The sequence below is a fragment of the Plantactinospora alkalitolerans genome, assembly GCF_015690345.1.
Taxonomy (GTDB): Bacteria; Actinomycetota; Actinomycetes; order Mycobacteriales; family Micromonosporaceae; genus Plantactinospora; species Plantactinospora alkalitolerans.
In genome coordinates this window covers 22,600-38,950 of sequence record NZ_JADPUN010000130.1, presented here as the reverse complement: position 1 = coordinate 38,950, position 16,351 = coordinate 22,600, and the positions used below count along the sequence as shown (strand labels likewise).

Annotated in this window: 13 protein-coding genes and 1 pseudogene; 5 read left to right on the top strand and 9 right to left on the bottom strand. The window is 71.3% G+C overall.

Annotated elements, in window-relative coordinates; all coding sequences use genetic code 11:
- The 3 genes and pseudogenes from I0C86_RS12270 to I0C86_RS12260 form a co-directional block, all read left to right on the top strand.
- Window positions 1-679 (top strand): annotated as a pseudogene (locus I0C86_RS12270) (hypothetical protein); the annotation flags it as partial.
- Window positions 680-866: 187 nt separating this feature from the next.
- A complete protein-coding gene (locus I0C86_RS12265; RefSeq protein WP_230394027.1) occupies window positions 867-1,778 on the top strand; it encodes a transporter substrate-binding domain-containing protein in 912 nt (303 codons plus the stop codon).
- Window positions 1,775-2,836 (top strand): hypothetical protein, encoded by a 1,062-nt coding sequence (locus I0C86_RS12260; protein WP_196201345.1) that lies wholly within the window; start codon window positions 1,775-1,777, stop codon window positions 2,834-2,836. Before I0C86_RS12265 ends, I0C86_RS12260 begins: the two co-directional genes overlap by 4 nt.
- Window positions 2,837-2,868: 32 nt before the next feature.
- On the opposite strand, the gene I0C86_RS12255 is transcribed toward I0C86_RS12260, so the two are convergent.
- The 9 genes from I0C86_RS12255 to I0C86_RS12215 all read right to left on the bottom strand — a co-directional run bounded on the left by I0C86_RS12255 (window position 2,869) and on the right by I0C86_RS12215 (window position 13,807).
- The gene (locus I0C86_RS12255; RefSeq protein ID WP_196201344.1) at window positions 2,869-4,125 is read right to left on the bottom strand and encodes an acyl-CoA dehydrogenase family protein; all 1,257 of its coding nucleotides are present in this window, start codon (window positions 4,123-4,125) and stop codon (window positions 2,869-2,871) included.
- A 59-nt stretch (window positions 4,126-4,184) separates the two neighbouring features.
- A complete protein-coding gene (locus I0C86_RS12250) occupies window positions 4,185-6,194 on the bottom strand; it encodes an ATP-binding protein (protein WP_196201343.1) in 2,010 nt (669 codons plus the stop codon).
- Between the two features lie 78 nt (window positions 6,195-6,272).
- Window positions 6,273-7,811, bottom strand: coding sequence for an acyl-CoA carboxylase subunit beta (locus I0C86_RS12245; RefSeq protein WP_407676301.1), 1,539 nt, complete (start codon window positions 7,809-7,811; stop codon window positions 6,273-6,275).
- 97 nt (window positions 7,812-7,908) lie between these two features.
- The gene (locus I0C86_RS12240; protein WP_230394026.1) at window positions 7,909-9,636 is read right to left on the bottom strand and encodes an acyclic terpene utilization AtuA family protein; all 1,728 of its coding nucleotides are present in this window, start codon (window positions 9,634-9,636) and stop codon (window positions 7,909-7,911) included.
- Window positions 9,633-10,484, bottom strand: a complete 852-nt coding sequence (locus I0C86_RS12235; RefSeq protein ID WP_196201341.1) for a TIGR03084 family metal-binding protein — start codon at window positions 10,482-10,484, stop codon at window positions 9,633-9,635. The genes I0C86_RS12240 and I0C86_RS12235 overlap by 4 nt, the downstream gene beginning before the upstream one ends.
- Window positions 10,485-10,530: 46 nt before the next feature.
- Window positions 10,531-11,163 carry a TetR/AcrR family transcriptional regulator gene (locus tag I0C86_RS12230; RefSeq protein ID WP_196201340.1) on the bottom strand — a complete coding sequence of 211 codons (633 nt, stop codon included), beginning with the start codon at window positions 11,161-11,163 and terminating at the stop codon, window positions 10,531-10,533.
- Between the two features lie 186 nt (window positions 11,164-11,349).
- Window positions 11,350-12,234, bottom strand: a complete 885-nt coding sequence (locus I0C86_RS12225) for a hypothetical protein (RefSeq protein WP_196201339.1) — start codon at window positions 12,232-12,234, stop codon at window positions 11,350-11,352.
- Window positions 12,231-12,755 (bottom strand): SigE family RNA polymerase sigma factor, encoded by a 525-nt coding sequence (locus tag I0C86_RS12220; RefSeq protein ID WP_323373602.1) that lies wholly within the window; start codon window positions 12,753-12,755, stop codon window positions 12,231-12,233. The genes I0C86_RS12225 and I0C86_RS12220 overlap by 4 nt, the downstream gene beginning before the upstream one ends.
- A gap of 119 nt (window positions 12,756-12,874) precedes the next feature.
- The gene (locus tag I0C86_RS12215; RefSeq protein WP_196201338.1) at window positions 12,875-13,807 is read right to left on the bottom strand and encodes a DMT family transporter; all 933 of its coding nucleotides are present in this window, start codon (window positions 13,805-13,807) and stop codon (window positions 12,875-12,877) included.
- 278 nt (window positions 13,808-14,085) lie between these two features.
- On the opposite strand from I0C86_RS12215, the gene I0C86_RS12210 reads away from it, so the two are divergent.
- Together I0C86_RS12210 and I0C86_RS12205 are read left to right on the top strand one after the other, a co-directional pair.
- Window positions 14,086-15,249, top strand: a complete 1,164-nt coding sequence (locus I0C86_RS12210) for a helix-turn-helix domain-containing protein (RefSeq protein WP_196201337.1) — start codon at window positions 14,086-14,088, stop codon at window positions 15,247-15,249.
- 453 nt (window positions 15,250-15,702) lie between these two features.
- On the top strand, window positions 15,703-16,131 hold the full coding sequence (locus I0C86_RS12205) for a hypothetical protein (protein WP_196201336.1): 429 nt from the start codon (window positions 15,703-15,705) through the stop codon (window positions 16,129-16,131).
- Window positions 16,132-16,351 lie beyond the last annotated feature (220 nt).

Here is a 16,351-nt window from a genome sequence, read left to right as displayed (position 1 = left end):
TGTCCGCACTGCAGAAGACCGAGCTCGGGCCCGACCACCCCGACACGCTGCTCACCCGCTGCAACGCAGCCCGCTGGCACGGTCACGCCCGCGCCCCAGCCGTCGCCGTTCGCTGTTCTGGTTCCTCGGCGGGCTGGGCGCGATCGTCCTGGTCGCCACGATCGCGGGCGGCTCCTGGTACGCGGCGACCCGTGGACTGCCGGCCCCGTCGCAGAGCGGCAGCCGTGGCACCACCGCACCGGCCACCACCTCCGCCACCCGGATCTTTCCCGGTGGCGGCGCGCTGCGCGGTTGCCTGGTGGCGCTGCCCGGTGGCGCCCGGTGTCCGGTCGAGCTGGAGTGTTTCGGCCCGGTCCGGGTCAGGAAGACCCAGGCGGAGGCCCAGCGACTCTCCTGTTCCGGCCGGCACACCTGGGAGTCGTACGCCGAAGGCGACCTGCCACTCGACGTCGACGCGACCGATCACGGGGCGGTGAAACAGGACGCCACGGTGCGCGGGATCTGCAACACGAACGTCTTCCGGCTGACCACGACATTGATCGATACCGACGACTGGCGGTTCGAGGTGTTGCCGCCGTCGCCGAGCACCGGTGCGGCCGGTCCGGCCAACCGGACGTTCCGCTGCCTGGCCGGCAAGGGCGTCGACCAGCTCACCGGGCCCACCCTTCCCGCCAACTGACCGCGACGAGGCGCCCGACCGCCGCGGCCACGGGTGGGCGGGGTCCGTGGAAGGCCTCCGCCGCGGTGGAGCATCCCGATCGCCCAATCACCAGAATGGACTCCGCCGGCTACCCTGGGCTTCCGCATCTCGCCCTTCAGACCGGTGGCCGCCGATGATCAACGCATCGCTCCGAGGACGTGTCCGATTGCTCGCCACGACCACGGCGGTCGTGCTCACCCTGCTGCTCGCGGCCGGCGCCGGCTGCGACAGCCAGCGGGAGCCGGATCTCCCATCGGTCCAGGAGAAACTCGAGCAGACGCACATCTTCGGCCAGAGCAAGCTGCGGATCGGGGTGGCCACCTACGAGCCGCTGATGGGAGTGCTGGAGAACAACAAACTGGTCGGCTTCGACATCGACATCGCCCGGTACATCGCGGCATCCCTCGGGTACGAGGGTGAGAGCGCCATCCAGTTCGTCCACCTCGCCACCGAGGACCGGATCCCCGCGCTCCAGAGTGGTCAGGTCGACATCGTCGTGTCCAGCTTCTCCATCACCGAGGAGCGGCAGAAGCTGGTCAGCTTCGCCGGCCCGTACTTCGTCACCACCCAGGAGGTGATGGTCCCGGTCGCCCTGAAGAGCAAGATCCGGACCATCGAGGACCTGCGCAACCCGAACTACCGGGTCTGTGTCGGCGGCGGCTCGACCACCGAGGCGGAACTCGAGAAGCACGGGATCAAGACGCTGGTGGTGAAGAATGTCCGGGACTGCGTCGACGGCATGCGGAACAGGAAGAACCTGTACGACGCCGTGAGTTCGGACGAGACGATCCTGGCCGGGTTCCGCTCGATGTACCCGACCGAGTTCGAGATCGTCGACCTGCCGTTCGGCACCAGCGAACAACTCGGAGTGGGAGTACCGATCAGCGACCCCGCCCTTCGGGACCTGATCGCGTACTTCCTGCACCAGAGTTATCTGGCCGGGCGCAGCGGCAAGACCAGCCCGTGGCTGACCGCGTACCACCAGAACCTGGGTCCCTGGCTCGACGGCGAGCGGGAGCAGCCGCCGCCGCTCAACGTTCCGGAGTTGGTGGACTTCGACGACAAGGCACCGGTATGACCCTGCCCGGCCGGGAGTCGACGACTTTCCGGGCCGGGGACCGGGTGCCGGACCTCACCGAGCGGAGGTCCCGGGCCAGCCAGTCCTTCTGGACGCTGGTGGTCGGGGTGCCGGCGATCTTCTCGGTCCTCCGGCTGGGCGTGGAGGCGGGCGGTGAGCTGCAGACGACGCTGCTGCTCGTCGCGAACGTGAACCCGGTCAACCTGGCCGCGGCGCTGGTCACCACGGCGGCCCGGCTGGCCTCTGCCGGCCTCGTGGCGATCTTCGCCATCGGGGCGGTGCTGGCGGCCAGTTCCACGGCCGCGCCGACATCCTGGATCGGACGGCACCCGCCGCTCTTCGCACGTTGGCGGGTGATCGCCCCGAACTGGCTGGTCGCCGCCGGCTTCGCCGTGGCGCTCGCCACCTGGCCGATCCTCTACCTGCCGTTGCTGCTGCCGGCGCTCGCCGCCGCGTTCCAGTTCAGCCCGGACCGGCTGGACGAGCGACGCGTTCCCCGGCTGCTGGTGCTCGGCGGGCTGCTGGCGGGCTACGCGTACCTGATGTTGCCGACCCTCTGGGACGCGTGGCAACAGCGGGAGACGTTCGCGGTGCTGGTGATCGCGGCTCCGCCGGTGCTGGCGCTCCTCGTTCCCGGACCGATCCCCCCGATCGTCGCGCGTCCGCTGGCCATGACGGTCCAGCTGGCCGTGCTGGCGATGCTGTGCTGGGCATCCCTACCGGTGATCACCACCCCGGTACTGCCGCTGACCGTCACCACGGTCCGGGCCGATTCCGACGCCGGCGCCGACGGTACCGAGGACATCCGGGGTCACGTGATCACGGTGGACGACGTCAGCACCGTGATCCTCGAGGAGCGCGGCGGGGTGCGGTACGTGCCGGCCGACCAGGTCGAGGCGCAGGTGCTCTGCCCGACCGAGGGCGAGCTGCCCCGCTACCGGCTCCGGGTCCGGGACTTCCACGTGGAGGATTCGCTGCTGGAGGGGATGGGCCGGCGGGTACGCCCGGTCACCCGGGTCGACGCGGCGTGCCGGGCGACGTCGTCCGCCGCGCGCTGACCCGTACACCGGCCGCCGTCAGTAGGCCGCCGTCAGTAGGCCTTCGGCTGGCGCAGGACGTGCTGGGCGACGAAGTTGAGGATCATCTCCCGACTGACCGGTGCGATCCGGCCGGCCCGTACCGCGCCGAGCAGGGTGGCGACGCCGTACTCCGTCGTCATGCCGTTGCCGCCGTGCACCTGGATGGCGGTGTCCACGGCCAACGCCGCCGCCTCGGCCGAGGCGTACTTGGCCAGGTTGGCGGCCACCCCGGCCTCCGCGTCCCGGCCGGCGTCGTACAGGGTGGCGGCCTTGGCGATCATCAGCCGGGCGAGTTCCACCTGTACGGCGGCGTGCGCCAGCGGATGCGACACGCCCTGGTGGGCGCCGATCGGGCGGCCCCAGACCTGCCGGCTCGCGGTGTAGGTGGAGGCGCGCTCGATGGCGTACCGGGCGGTGCCGGCGGCCATCGCCGCAACGGTGATCCGCTCCGGGTTCAGCCCGGCGAAGAGCGCGGGTAGCCCGGCGGCCAGCCCGCTCCGGTAGTCCGCCCCGGTGTCGCTGCCGAGCAGCGCGTCGGCGGGCAGCCGGACGTCGTCGAGGTAGAGCAGCCACTGGTTCTCCGGAGACACGATCTCCATGTCCAGTTTCGACCGGGTCAGCCCGGGTGCGTCCGTCGGAACGATGAACAACGCCGGCTTGAGCCGGTCGGCGGCGTCGGACCTGTCCGTGCCGCCGGAGCTGCCGGACCTGCCCGACCTGCCGGAGCTGCCGGAGGCGTTCGGCTCGTCGTCGGCGACCCGGGCGACCACCAGGACGTACGGTGCCTCGTCCACCCCGGAGATGAAGCACTTGCGGCCGGAGAGGATCCAACCGTCCCCGTCCCGGCGGGCGACTGTGCCGAGGCGGTGGAAGTTCGAGCCCGCCTCGGGTTCGGTGATCGCGAAGACCATCTTCATCGACCCGTCGGCGAAGCCCGGCAGGAAGCGGTGGCGCTGCGCCTCGGTGCCGTGCCGGCCGATCACCGTCGCCGCGATCGCCGGCGAGACCACGAGCAGCAGCAGCGGGCAGCCGGCCGCTGCCAGTTCCTCGCAGACGATGGCGAGTTCGGTGATTCCGCCGCCGCCACCGCCGTACCCGGCCGGGATGTTGACGCCGAGGTAGCCGAGCCGGCCGGCCTCGTCCCACAGCTCGGTGGTGTGTCCGCCGGACTTCGCCTTGGCGACGAAGTATCCGTGGCCGTAACGCCGCCCCAGGGACGCGACGGCGTCCCGGAGCTGCTGCTGCTCGGGGGTGAGGTCGAAGTCCATGAGGGCGCCTTCCACGGGGAGATGGGTGTCCGGGGAGTGCTTCGTGGCTCGGAACCGGGCTACCCGGGCGTGAGGACGGCCAGTACGGCGCCGGTATCCACCTGGGTTCCGTCGGTGATCGGCAGCTCCGCGACCACGCCCGCCACCGGAGCGTGGACGGCGTGTTCGAGCTTCATCGCCTCCAGCGTGAGCAGCAGCTCGCCGGCACCGACCCGTTGACCGGCGACGACGTGCACCCGGTTGACCGTGCCGGGCAGCGGCGCCAGCAACGAACCCTCGGCCACCTCCGGTACGGGCTCCGGGAACTGGGGAAGCTCGGTGAGCGGAACGGCACCCTCGGGCCCGTCCACGAAGGAGGTTCCGCCGACCTGGTGGACGGCGAAGTCGAGTCGTACGCCGTCGACCTCCAGCACCGTGCGGGACGGCTCCGCCCGGACGATCGTCACCGACGGCAGGTCGACCGGGTCGGGCTCGACGGACTGCGCCTCCCCGGCCGGTCGGGGCCGGACCCACCAGGTGACCAGTTCGCCGGAGCGGCCGAGCCGGTAGCCGATCTCGACCGGGCCGGACGGGCAGTCGTACCCGATGGTCTGTGGCCCGGTCGGCACGTTGCGCCAGCCGGACGGCAGCGAGGCCAGCACCGGCGCGGCGGTCCGGCGGGCGGCGGCGCCGGCCAGCGCGGCGGCCAGGCAGGACAGCCGGACCCCGTCGGGGGAGACGAGGGGAGCGAAGACCTCCGGATGCCGGTCGAGGAATCCGGTGTCGATCTCGCCGGCCCGGTACGCCGGATGGCGCAGCACCCGGACCAGCAGATCCCGGTTGGTCGTCACGCCGTGCAGCCGGGCCCTGCCGAGGGCGGTCCCGAGCAACCGGCCGGCCTCGGCCCGGGTCGGCGCCCAGGCGATCAGTTTGGCGACCATGGAGTCGTAGTGCACCCCGACGACGGACCCGTCCCGCACCCCGGCGTCCAGCCGCAGCCCGGAACCGTCACCGGTGCCGGGGCGGAACTCGGTGCTCACCCCCGGTACGGCGAACCGGTGCAGCGTGCCGGTGGCCGGCAGCCAGTCGGCGGCCGGGTCCTCGGCACAGAGCCGTACCTCGATCGCGTGCCCGGACACCGGCGGGGCCGTCGCCGGAAGCGCGCCGCCCTCGGCGACCAGCAGTTGCAGCCCGACCAGGTCGGTGCCGGTGACGCACTCGGTGACGGCGTGCTCGACCTGGAGCCGGGTGTTCATCTCCAGGAAGTAGAACTCGCCGGACGGGGTGACCACGAACTCGACCGTGCCCGCCCCCAGGTAGCCGACGGCCCGGGTCGCGGCCACCGCCGCAGAGGTCAGCGCGGCCCGCAGTTCCGGGGTGACCGCCGCCGACGGAGCCTCCTCGATGATCTTCTGGTGCCGACGCTGGATCGAACACTCGCGCTCGCCGAAGGAGAGCACCGTGCCGTGCGCGTCGGCGAGGACCTGCACCTCGATGTGCCGGGCCCGCTCGACGTACCGCTCGACGAAGACCGTGCCGTCGCCGAACGCCGCCGCGGCCTCCCGCCGGGCCGATGCCATCGCCTCGGCCAGTTCGTCCGGGGCCCGGACGATCCGCATCCCGCGTCCGCCGCCACCCGCCGCCGCCTTGACCAGTACCGGAAACGCGTCGACCCGGTCCGGATCGGTGTACGTCGGCAGCATCGGCACCCCGGCGTCGGCGAGTAGCGCCTTCGCCGCGATCTTGTCGCCCATCGCCGCGATCGCCTTGGCGGGCGGGCCGACCCAGGTGAGTCCGGCGTCGACGACGGCCTCGGCGAATCCGGCGTGTTCGGCGAGGAAGCCGTAGCCGGGGTGCACCGCGTCGGCCCCGGCCCGGACGGCCGCCGCGACGAGCAGGTCGACCCGGAGGTACGTGTCGGCCGGCGCGGCGCCCGGCAGGCGTACCGCCACATCGGCCTCGGCCACGTACGGGGATCCGGCGTCCGGATCGGCGTAGACGGCGACGGTCTCGATGCCGTACGCCCGGCAGGTGGCGATGACCCGGCGGGCGATCTCGCCCCGGTTCGCCACCAGCAGTCTGCGGATCATCCGTCCCTCCATCCTTGAGGTGTTAGGAGGGGGCCCTTCTTCTACAGAAAACGATAAGAAGGGGCCCTTCCTTACCTGTCACATTCGGAAGACGCCGAAGCCGGCGGTGCCGGCGACGGGTGCATTGTGGACCGCGGAGAGGCAGAGCCCGAGGACGGTACGGGTGTCCCGGGGGTCGATGACACCGTCGTCGAAGAGGCGTCCGGAGAGGAAGAGCGCGCCCGACTCCGACTCGACCTGCTGCTCCACCATCATCCGCATTGCCGTGTCGGAGTCGGCGTCGTACGGGCGTCCCTTCGCCTCGGCGGCCTGCCGGGCGACGATCGACAGCACTCCGGCGAGCTGTGCCGGCCCCATCACGGCGGATTTGGCGTTCGGCCAGGTGAAGAGGAACCGTGGGTCGTACGCCCGCCCGCACATGCCGTAGTTGCCGGCCCCGTACGACGCGCCGAGGTTGACGGTCAGGTGCGGCACCGTCGAGTTCGAGACGGCGTTGATCATCAGGGCGCCGTGCTTGATGATGCCGCGTTGCTCGTAGTCGGTGCCGACCATGTAGCCGGTGGTGTTCTGGAGGAAGAGGAGCGGCGTGCCGGCGTTGTTGGCGAGTTGGATGAACTGGGCCGCCTTCTGGGCCTCCTCGGAGAAGAGCACTCCCCGGGCGTTCGCCAGTACGCCGACCGGATAGCCGTGCAGTTCCGCCCAGCCGGTCACCAGGGCGGTTCCGTAGCCGGGCTTGAACTCGTCGAACTCGGAGCCGTCCAGGATTCGGGCCAGCACCTCGCGGGGGTCGAACGGCACCCGCAGGTCGGTGCCGGGGATCCCGAGCAGCTCCTCGGGATCGTATTTCGGTGCAGTGGGCAGGGCGGTTCGGGGTGGTGGGCCGTGCTTGTGCCAGTTCAGCCGGCGTACGCACTGCCGGGCCAGCCGCAGGCCGTCGCGCTCGTCGGCGGCGAGGAAGTCGGCCAGTCCGGAGGTGCCGGCGTGCATGGCCGCGCCGCCGAGTGACTCGTCGTCGGCGTCCTCGCCGGTCGCCATCTTGACCAGGGGCGGTCCGGCCAGGAAGACCTTGGCCCGGTCCCGGACCATGATCGTGTAGTCGGACATGCCCGGCACGTACGCCCCACCGGCCGTCGCCGTGCCGAACACCACCGAGACGGTCGGGATCCCGGCCGCGGAGAGCCGGGTCAGGTCCCGGAACACCCGGCCGCCGGGGATGAAGATCTCCGACTGGCTGGCCAGGTCCGCCCCGCCGGACTCGACCAGGTTGATCATCGGCATCCGGTTCGAGTACGCGATCTCGCCGGCCCGCTGGGTCTTCTTCAACGAGTACGGGTTGACCGCGCCGCCGCGTACCGTCGGGTCGTTGGCGACGATCACGCACTCGACGCCCTCGACCACTCCGATTCCGGTGACGACGCTGGCGCCGGTCGGGAAGTCGGTGCCCCAGCCGGCGACCGGGGAGAGTTCCAGGAACGGGGCGTCCCGGTCGAGCAGCAGCTCGATCCGTTCCCGGGGCAGCAGTTTGCCCCGGGCGTGGTGCCGGGCCACGTACTTCTCCCCGCCACCGCCCCGGGCGGCGTCCAACGCCGTCTCGAGGTCGGCGAGCCGGGCCAGCATCGCCGCCCGGTTCTCCTGGTACGCCGGACCGGCCGGATCGACGGCGGTGCGTAGCACGCTCACGATCAGATCCCTCTGCCCTTCGCGATGATGTCGTTCATGTGGCCAGGTCGGCGGGCAGGTCGACGATTCGGGAACGCAGCAGCTCGCCGAGCGCCTTCGCCTGCGGGTCGAACCGGGTCGACGCCGCCACGCCCTGGCCGAGCAGGCCGTGCAGGACGAAGTTGACCGCCCGGAGGTTGGGCAGCTCGTACCGATCGATCGGAAGGTCGGCGGTCTCGGGCAGGAGTACGCGTAGCCGCCCGGTGGTCAACCATTCGCGCAGCCAGTCGTACCCGGCGGCCGAGCGGGCCCAGACGCCGAGGTTGGCGTCGCCGCCCTTGTCGCCCGACCGCGCTCCGACGACCTCGCCGAGTGCCGCTCGCCGGGTCGGCCGGTTGGCACTGGACGAGGTGGCCGTCTGGCCGACGGAATCGGAATCGGAATCGGAATCGGAGCCGGATGCCGGCTGGTGCTGCATGATCCTCGGCGACGGAATGTCGACGCACTCCCCGGAGGGCAGGACGGCAACCTGCCGGACCGCGTCCTGTGGCACCTCGTCGGCGCCGAACACCCCGTACGGGACGGCGTCGCCGGGCGGTGTGGTCAGGGTGCAGCCGGGGTAGGAGGCCAGGGCCAGTTCGACGGCGGCGGCCGAGAACGCCCGTCCGGCCCGCTTCGGGTCACCGTCCCGCAGGTGTACGTGCAGCAGCGCGCTCGCCGCCTCGGTGTCGGCCGCGTCGGCGTGGTCGGTACGGGCGAGGATGAACTCCAGCCCGTCCGCGCCGACCGAGTCGATGAGCTGGGCCCGGACCAGCGCCGCCTTCGCCTCGATGTCCAGTCCACAGAGTACGAACGTCATCGAGTTGCGGAACCCGCCGAGCCGGGTCACGCCGACCTTGAGGGTGGGCGGTGGAGGTGTGCCGGTCACGCCGCTGACGCGTACCCGGTCGGGGCCGTCCGGGGTGAGGGTCACCGAGTCGAGCCGGCTCACCACGTCCGGGCCGAGGTAGCCGGGGCCGCCGACCTCGTACAGCAGTTGTGCGGTGACGGTCTCGGTGCTCACCGCGCCGCCGGTGCCCGGATGCTTCGTCAGTACGGCCGACCCGTCGGCCCGCAACTCGGCGATCGGAAAGCCGGGCCGGCGCCCGCCGTCCGGCAGTTCCGTGAAGAAACTGAAGTTGCCGCCGGTGACCTGGGCGCCGCATTCGAGCAGGTGGCCGACGACCGTTGCCCCGGCGAGCGGGTCGAGGTCGGTGCGCTGCCAGCCGAAGTGGGCGATTCCGGGGCCGACGACCAGCGAGGCGTCGGTGACCCGACCGGTGACGACGATGTCCGCGCCACCGGAGAGGCAGGCGGCGATCCCGTACGCCCCGAGGTAGGCGTTCGCGGTCAACGCGTCCGGACGGGGTAGTGCGTCGCCGTCGACGTACCCGATCCGGACCGGCACCCCGAGTCGGTCGCCGAGCGTACGCAGCGCGGCGGACAGCCCGGCCGGGTTGAGCCCGCCCGCGTTCGTCACGATCTTCACCCGCCGGTCGAGTGCGGTGCCGAGGCAGGACTCCATCTGCCGCAGGAACGTCTTCGCGTAGCCGAGGGACGGGTCGCGGCGCAGGTCCCGGCCGAGGATCAGCATCGTCAACTCGGCCAGGTAGTCGCCGGTCAGCACGTCGAGGTCGCCGCCGTCGAGCATCTCCCGCCAGGCGGTGAACCGGTCGCCGTAGAAGCCGGAGGCGTTGCCGATCCGGAGCATGTCCGGGGTGCTACCGGGGCCTGGTTCGGTCATCGCGGGCCGCCAGGTTCGGCGACGATCCCGCCACCGGGCTCCTGACTGCCCCCGGGTTCGTGGCGTCCGGCGCCGGGCTCGCGGCCGGTGCCGGGCGGGCCGGCGAAGATCTGCGCGATGTCGAGCCACTCGTCGGCGACCGGGCCGACGGCGACGAGGGCCAGGTCGGCGCGGTGTCGCCGCTGGGTGACCAGGAGGCAGAAGTCCAGTGCCGGCCCGGAGACCCGGTTGACCGCGTCGGCCGGGCCGAAGGTCCAGTCGTCGCCGTCGGGCCCGCGCAACTCGATCCGGACCGGTGCGTCGGGGAACGGGCGTCCGTGGGCGGCGAAGCTGTGCCCGACGGTACGGGAGCCGAGGTACGCGATGTGCCGGAGCCGGTCGGTCGGCGTACGGGTGCGGCCGAGCGCGTCGGCGACGTCCTCGCCGTGTGCCCAGGTTTCCATGATCCGCGCGGTGGCCATCGAGGCGGCGGACATCCGGGTGCCGTACCAGGGAAGTTTGATCCCGGCCGGGATGCCGGAGAGCGCGTGGGCCAGGGCGGTCCGTCCGGACCGCCACCGGGTCAGCAGTTCCGGTACGGGGGCCAGGAACTCCGCCGTACCCCGGTCGATGAAGCCGTACGGGTCGGTGGCGGCGTGCTGGATGGATTCGGCGAAGCCGTCGACGTCGGTCGCGGCCAGCAGGGCGACGTGGTCGGTCCAGGCCAGGTGCGCGATCTGGTGCGCGATGGTCCAGCCTTCAGCCGGGGTGGGTCGGGCCCAGTCCGCCTCGGGCAGCTCGGTGACCAGCGCATCCAGGTCGTCCGACTCGGCGGCCAGATCCGTCAGCAGACTGTCGAGGTCGACCATGCGAGGCTCCTTGCGCGGCTGGTGGTGCGGTGGCGGTGGCGCCCGTTCAGTCGGTGCTGGTCGAGGGCGTGGGTACGGCGGCCAGGATCGCGGCGAGCTGCCGTTTCCAGGTACCGAGCAGGACGGTACGCCGGGCGGAGTCGTCGGAGAGCAGGTTGGCGACGCCGAGCCCGCGTAACAGGTCGAGGGTGGCCTGGATGGTTTCGCGTACCCCGGGCCGCCGTTCGTCGGCGTCGAGCAGGTCGACGGTGAGCCGGTGCATCTCGCGGCCGACCCGGGCCTCCAGCGGCACGAGCGCGTTCCGCAGTTCCGGATCGGTACGCCCGGCGACCCACAGTTCCAGCGCGGCGACGAAGAGCGGACCGGTGAACGCCGTGGCCAGCATGTCGATCACCTGGTCGAGCCGTTCGGGACCGGCCGGCAGGGTGGCCGCCTCGGCGCGGATCTCCGCTGCCCGGCGTTCGGCGAGGTGCTCGACCGCCGCCATCACCAGGGCCGACTTGGTCGGGTAGTGGTGCAGTTGGGCGCCCCGGGACACTCCGGCGCGAGCGGCGACGACGGTGGTCGTGGTGCCGGACCAACCCCGTTCCAGCAGGCAGTCCACGGTGGCTTCCAGTACCCGGGCCTGGGTGGCGCGGCTGCGCTCCCGCTGTGGCGTACGGGTCGGTGTGCCGGACACCCGCTCAGCCTGCCCGCCCAGAAACAAACAGTCAAGCCTGCTTGTTTCTTCGAGTCGGTGGGAAAGTTCGAGCCGGTGGGCAAGTTCGAGTCGGCGGGAAAGACCGAGCTGCCCGGGACCTCTCCGGTCCCCGGCAGCTCAGCGATGGGATGCGTACGACCACGACAGCGGTCGGGCGAGGCCGACCTACCTGGCCATGACCACGTCGGTCGGGCGCTCCACCTTCACCTCGACGCCGTAGTCGAACAGCTCCAGGGTCGCGGTGAAGGTTCCGGTGTCGAGCCGGCCCTTCGCCGTCGACTGCCACGTACCGGTGAGGGCCACCTTTCCGATCCGGCCCTCGGCATCCCGGGTGACGTCGCCGGACGTGGTGGTCGAGCCGTCCCTGGACTGCGTGGCGTACTCGAAGTGCAGTCTGCCGTCCGGGGTTTCGCTGATGGTCGCGTTCGCGCTCTTCAGTGCCGCGAACAGCGCCGCCGGGTCGGGTGACGCGGCACCCAGGACGGTGTCCGCATCGCCGTAGAGGGACAACCGGTCGTGCTTGCCCGGGTACTGGCCATAGCGGCCGTACTTCTCACCGGGTCCCTTGTCGGGCGGCAACTCGCCCAGCGGCGGTTCCCCGCCGATGTACCTCGTGCCGTTGATCAGCAGCTCGGTCATCACCGAGTCGTCCTGCGGCGAACGGACGTACCCGGTCCTGGTTCCCGGGTCGAACGCCCCCTCGTAGGTCAGGCCGACCCGCCCCGACTGGTCGCCGGTGGCCAGTCGCATCCGGTAGCTGATGTTCTCGCTGGCCGCTACCGCCGCGACCAGCTTCAACTGTGGCGCCGCGGCGCTGGTGGCCGGTGGCGGCCCCGCCGTCGGCCCCGGCTGTCCGTTCCCGCCGACCGTCAGCACCGCCGCGGTCACCCCGGCCAGGCCCAGCACGCCCATGGCGTACGTCGCCCGCAGCAGAACCGTCCGACGTTGGTGGCGCCGCCTCGCCGCGCCGACGACGTCCGAGGTCAGCGTGACGCCGGCAGTCTCCTGGTGCATACCCGCGATCAACTGCTCTTCGATGTCAGTGGTCATCTTCCTGCTCCATTCCGAACCGGGGTGTCTTCGACCGCCCAGGCAGTCATGACCTCGCGGAGGCGGGACAACCCCCGCGAGGCGGTGGATTTGACGGTGCCGATCGAGCAGCCGAGCATCTCGGCGGCTTCCGCTTCGCTGACCTGCTCCCAGTAGCGCAGTACCAGCACCGCTCGCTGCCGGGGCGGTAGCGTGGCCAGCGCCTGGAGAAGTGCCTGTCGAAGGTCCAGCACGTCCGTACCGTCTGCCGTGCCCGGCGGCTCCACATTGGCCAGGACCTCCGGCCGTCGCCTGCGGCTGCGCCACTGGTCGACCGCGAGGTGGTACATCGCGCGGCGCAGGTACGCCTCCTTGTCGCCGTGCACCCGGTTCCAGTGCCGCATCAGCCGCTCCAACCCCGCCTGTAGCAGGTCCTCGGCGGCGGGACGGGTGCCGGTCAGCAACACAGCCGTAGCGAGCAGGGCGTTGCCCCGTTCGGCCACGAGGGTGTCCAACCCCTCGAAGCTCTTTCTCCAGCGCACGGGCTCTCCTTCCGTCGCCACCAAGGACGACGGATCGGGCGGGAAGGTTGAGCGACAACCTCCGAATACTCGTTCGAAGATCCTGGGTGCGGTAGGTCGGCGCCGGGCTCCGCGCGAGGCTACGACCGGAGTTCCGCCTCGTCGGTCAGCCGGGTTCCGGTGCGTTCCTCCGGGCGAAGGGCGGGGTTCCGCTGCGCCAGGGCCACACCGCCGAGGACCAGTACCATTCCGGCGATCATGGAAACCGTGGTCGGCTCATCCACGACCAGGGCGCCGAGCAGCACCGCCACGATCGGCAGCAGGTAGGTGGTCGTCGAGGTCACCGTGGGGCCCTCGTCGGCGATGAGGCGGTAGTTCAGGACGTACGCGATGGCGGTGCCGAAGATGCTGAGCACCAGCAGGCTCGCCACGGCGTCGCCGCGCCAGGCCAGCGGGGTCAGTCCCCCGCCGAACGGCAGGGCCAGGGCGATCAGTATCGCCCCGACGCCGAGCTGGCACGCCGAGAGCATCAACGGTGGAATGCCCCGGTTGGTCAGATAGCGGCTCATGTAGACGAAGCTGACCGCGTAGCTGGCGGCGGCGCCGAGGACCGCCAGTCCGCCCCAACTGACCATCTCACCGGCCGACTCCCAGGGCGACAGGATGAAGAGCGTGCCGGCGAATCCGAGCGCGATGCCGATCCCGCGCCGGACACTGGTCACCCGGTCGGGGCCGACGAGGAAGGCGACCAGGACCGTCCAGACCGGGGTGGTGGCGTGCAGCACCCCGGCGACGTTCGAGCCGATGGTCTGTTCCCCGATCCCGACCAGGGTGTACGGAATGGTGGTGGCCACCAGCGCGGCCACGCTCAGGTGTGCCCACGTCCGGCGGGCGGTCGGCGGGCGCAGGCCACTGAGCAGTGCGACCAGCATCAGTACGACCGCGCCGAGCGCGAGGCGTACGAACACGAGCTGGACCGGGGTGAAGCCGCGCAACGCCAGCTTGATCCAGAGGAACCCGGACCCCCAGAGCAGGGCGAGCAGGGCCAGCCTGACCAGGCTGCCTCGACGCATTCCGCCTCTTCCCCGAGTCGGTTACCGGCGGGTTGTCCCAGGTGTCGAGTTTGCCGCAGGAGACAGGTGACTTTCTACGTTCACTCGCGGTACTAATCGAAGAGGATCAGTGGAAATTGGTTCGGGCTGCCATGGCGGGCTCCGACCGGAGCGCAGGAACGCGTAACCTCGCCGTTCCGCTGTGTGCGGTTGCTGGCGTGTACCGTCCGAACTGGCGGCTGCGTCGCCCTGCTCCAACCGTCGGTGGCGCACCGCCGCAGCCTCTTCGGGAGTAGCGGATGCCAGCCACGATTGGTGAAGAACTGTTCATCGGCGAGCAGGTCGCGTACTGGCGGAAACGCCGGGGCAAGACACAGCGGGCCCTGGCGGGGCTTGCCGGCCTGAGTCAGCCGTACCTGAGCCAGATCGAACGCGGGGAGCGTCCCGTCGACCGACGCGCCACCCTGGTGGCCCTGGCCGGTGCACTCAGCCTCTCCGTCTCGGAACTGACCGGCCAACCCGGTGACCCGACCGCCCCGGCGAAGGCCACGGCTGCGGCGAGTGTTCCCGCCATCCGCGAGGCGCTGATCAGGCGCGAGGTGGGCGAGATCCGTCCGCCTTCCGGCAGCGTGGAGAGGCTGATGGAGGCCGGCGGCGCGTACGACTTCGCCACCGCCGCTCCCATGCTGCCCGCCCTGCTCGGTGGGCTGAACGGTCCGGACCTTGTCCAGGTGTGCCACGTCGCGGTATTCACGCTCAAACACCTCGGCTATCCGGATCTCGCTCGGGACGCGGCCCGGCTCGCGGTCCTCGGGGCCGAAGCGGTGCAGGATCCGGCGTGGATCGGCGTGGCGGAGTTCATCCGGATTCTGAGCCTGCCGCCCGAGCTGTCCACCGTCCCCACCACGCGGGCCCAGCGGATGGCCGATGACCTCCAAGCCGGCACGGTTGACCCGCAGGTACGCCAGGTCTACGGAATGCTGCACCTCTACGCCGCGCTGCGGTCGGCCGTCGACCGGCGGCCGGACGACGCGCTGGAACACCTTCGGGAGGCACAGGACGCCGCCGACTCGCTGGGCGAACCGGAGAACCTGGGACTGGCCCGATTCGCGTTCGGTCCGACCAACGTCGGGATCTGGCGCCTGGCGGTGCAGTTGGAACTCGGCGAACCGGCGCTGGCCATCGAAGGGGCGGCGTCGGTCGTGCCGGAGCGGATCCCGCTGGCGATCAGGCAGGCACCCTTCTACCTGGACCTCGGGCAGGCGCTCGTGAGTCAGGGCCGGGACGATGAGGCGGTTGCCGCATTCCTTCGCGCCGAGGCGATAGCGCCACAGTTCATCCGGTTGCGTCCTACGATCCGCGACAGTATTGCCGTGGTCATGCGCAGGACGAGAAAGAATGCGATCGGTAAGCCCATGCGTCGCGCTGCCGCGATCGTCGGACTGGAACACCAGATCGCCTGATTGCGGGACGCAATCATCCTCCGTCACGCCTCCAATACCTTCTGTGGTGGACGCGACGTCACGACCTCTGTCGGCAAACGGTACGGCCGCGCGCTGCGTCCACCCTGCCGGTGCGGGACCCGGTTTCCCCTTCTGGGTCCCGCACCCCCGGAACGGGTGCGGTGGTCGGAGTCCGGTGGACCCGGCCGCCGTGCTCCCAGCAGCCAGGACGAGGTGATCGACGGTGCGCAGGTGGTGGTGGAACCGACGGCCCGATTCCGTTCTCGACGCGGTGGGACCGGCGACGGCGTACGCCGACCAGCGTGGTTGTTATGCCCGAGGCGCGGCCCCGGCCGAGCAGCCGGATGGCGAGCCCGCAGCGGATCCGGCGGGCGCCGAGCCGACGGTGATCGGCGGCAACCCGCTGACCACGTACGGCCAGTTTCGCGGTTACCGCCGGTCTGGTGCTTCCAGATGACCGACGACCGCCGTGTCCAGGACCACCGGGGGCAGGCCGTCGAGCGGCTCGTGATCAGGGTGCACCGCGACGGCGGCCGGTGCTGGGGGTGCGGTCCCGACGGGCCGGACGGCTGCGCCCTGCTTCCCTGGGCGATCCGTCGGACCGTCCAGCACGACCTGGCCAGCGCCGCCAGGCGGATCCTCGCCGAGCACTGGCCAACCGAGGACGGCTGCCGGATCTGCCGAACGCCCGACTGTCCGGCACTGCTCGCCGCCTGCGCGTACCTCGACCTGATCGGCGACGACTACCTCCCCGTCCCGATGCCGCCGCCGGACCGCCTGCTGGTGCCGGGGACGTCCATCGCGATCGCCGTCCGGGCCGCCGACGCGGCGGCGGACGCCCAGGCCCGCGAGGTCGCCGCGCGCCCGGCGGGGCCCGGGTGACCGACACGACCGTCTGCATGCCATGTTTTCTCGCGGTACGGCCACCGGCGAGCGACGCCCCGCACGGTTGCCCCGGTGCCGTGATCACGGGCTGGGGTCCCACCGTACGCACGAAGCGGTGCGCCTGCCCGGTCTGCTCAACGGTTGAACCGGTGCCGTCGCCCGAGTCACCTGCCGTGGCCATCGAATGAGAACCACCGGAGTGGGCTGACGGGTCTTC

Bases quoted from the DNA above. Each gene is read 5' to 3' on its own strand.
- I0C86_RS12250 (WP_196201343.1), bottom strand. From the start codon at position 6,194: ATGATCCGCAGACTGCTGGTGGCGAACCGGGGCGAGATCGCCCGCCGG.
- I0C86_RS12225 (WP_196201339.1), bottom strand. From the start codon at position 12,234: ATGACCACTGACATCGAAGAGCAGTTGATCGCGGGTATGCACCAGGAG.
- I0C86_RS12255 (WP_196201344.1), bottom strand. From the start codon at position 4,125: ATGGACTTCGACCTCACCCCCGAGCAGCAGCAGCTCCGGGACGCCGTC.
- I0C86_RS12205 (WP_196201336.1), top strand. From the start codon at position 15,703: ATGACCGACGACCGCCGTGTCCAGGACCACCGGGGGCAGGCCGTCGAG.
- I0C86_RS12235 (WP_196201341.1), bottom strand. From the start codon at position 10,484: ATGGTCGACCTCGACAGTCTGCTGACGGATCTGGCCGCCGAGTCGGAC.
- I0C86_RS12215 (WP_196201338.1), bottom strand. From the start codon at position 13,807: ATGCGTCGAGGCAGCCTGGTCAGGCTGGCCCTGCTCGCCCTGCTCTGG.
- I0C86_RS12240 (WP_230394026.1), bottom strand. From the start codon at position 9,636: ATGACCGAACCAGGCCCCGGTAGCACCCCGGACATGCTCCGGATCGGC.
- I0C86_RS12260 (WP_196201345.1), top strand. From the start codon at position 1,775: ATGACCCTGCCCGGCCGGGAGTCGACGACTTTCCGGGCCGGGGACCGG.
- I0C86_RS12210 (WP_196201337.1), top strand. From the start codon at position 14,086: ATGCCAGCCACGATTGGTGAAGAACTGTTCATCGGCGAGCAGGTCGCG.
- I0C86_RS12245 (WP_407676301.1), bottom strand. From the start codon at position 7,811: ATGCTGGCCCGGCTCGCCGACCTCGAGACGGCGTTGGACGCCGCCCGG.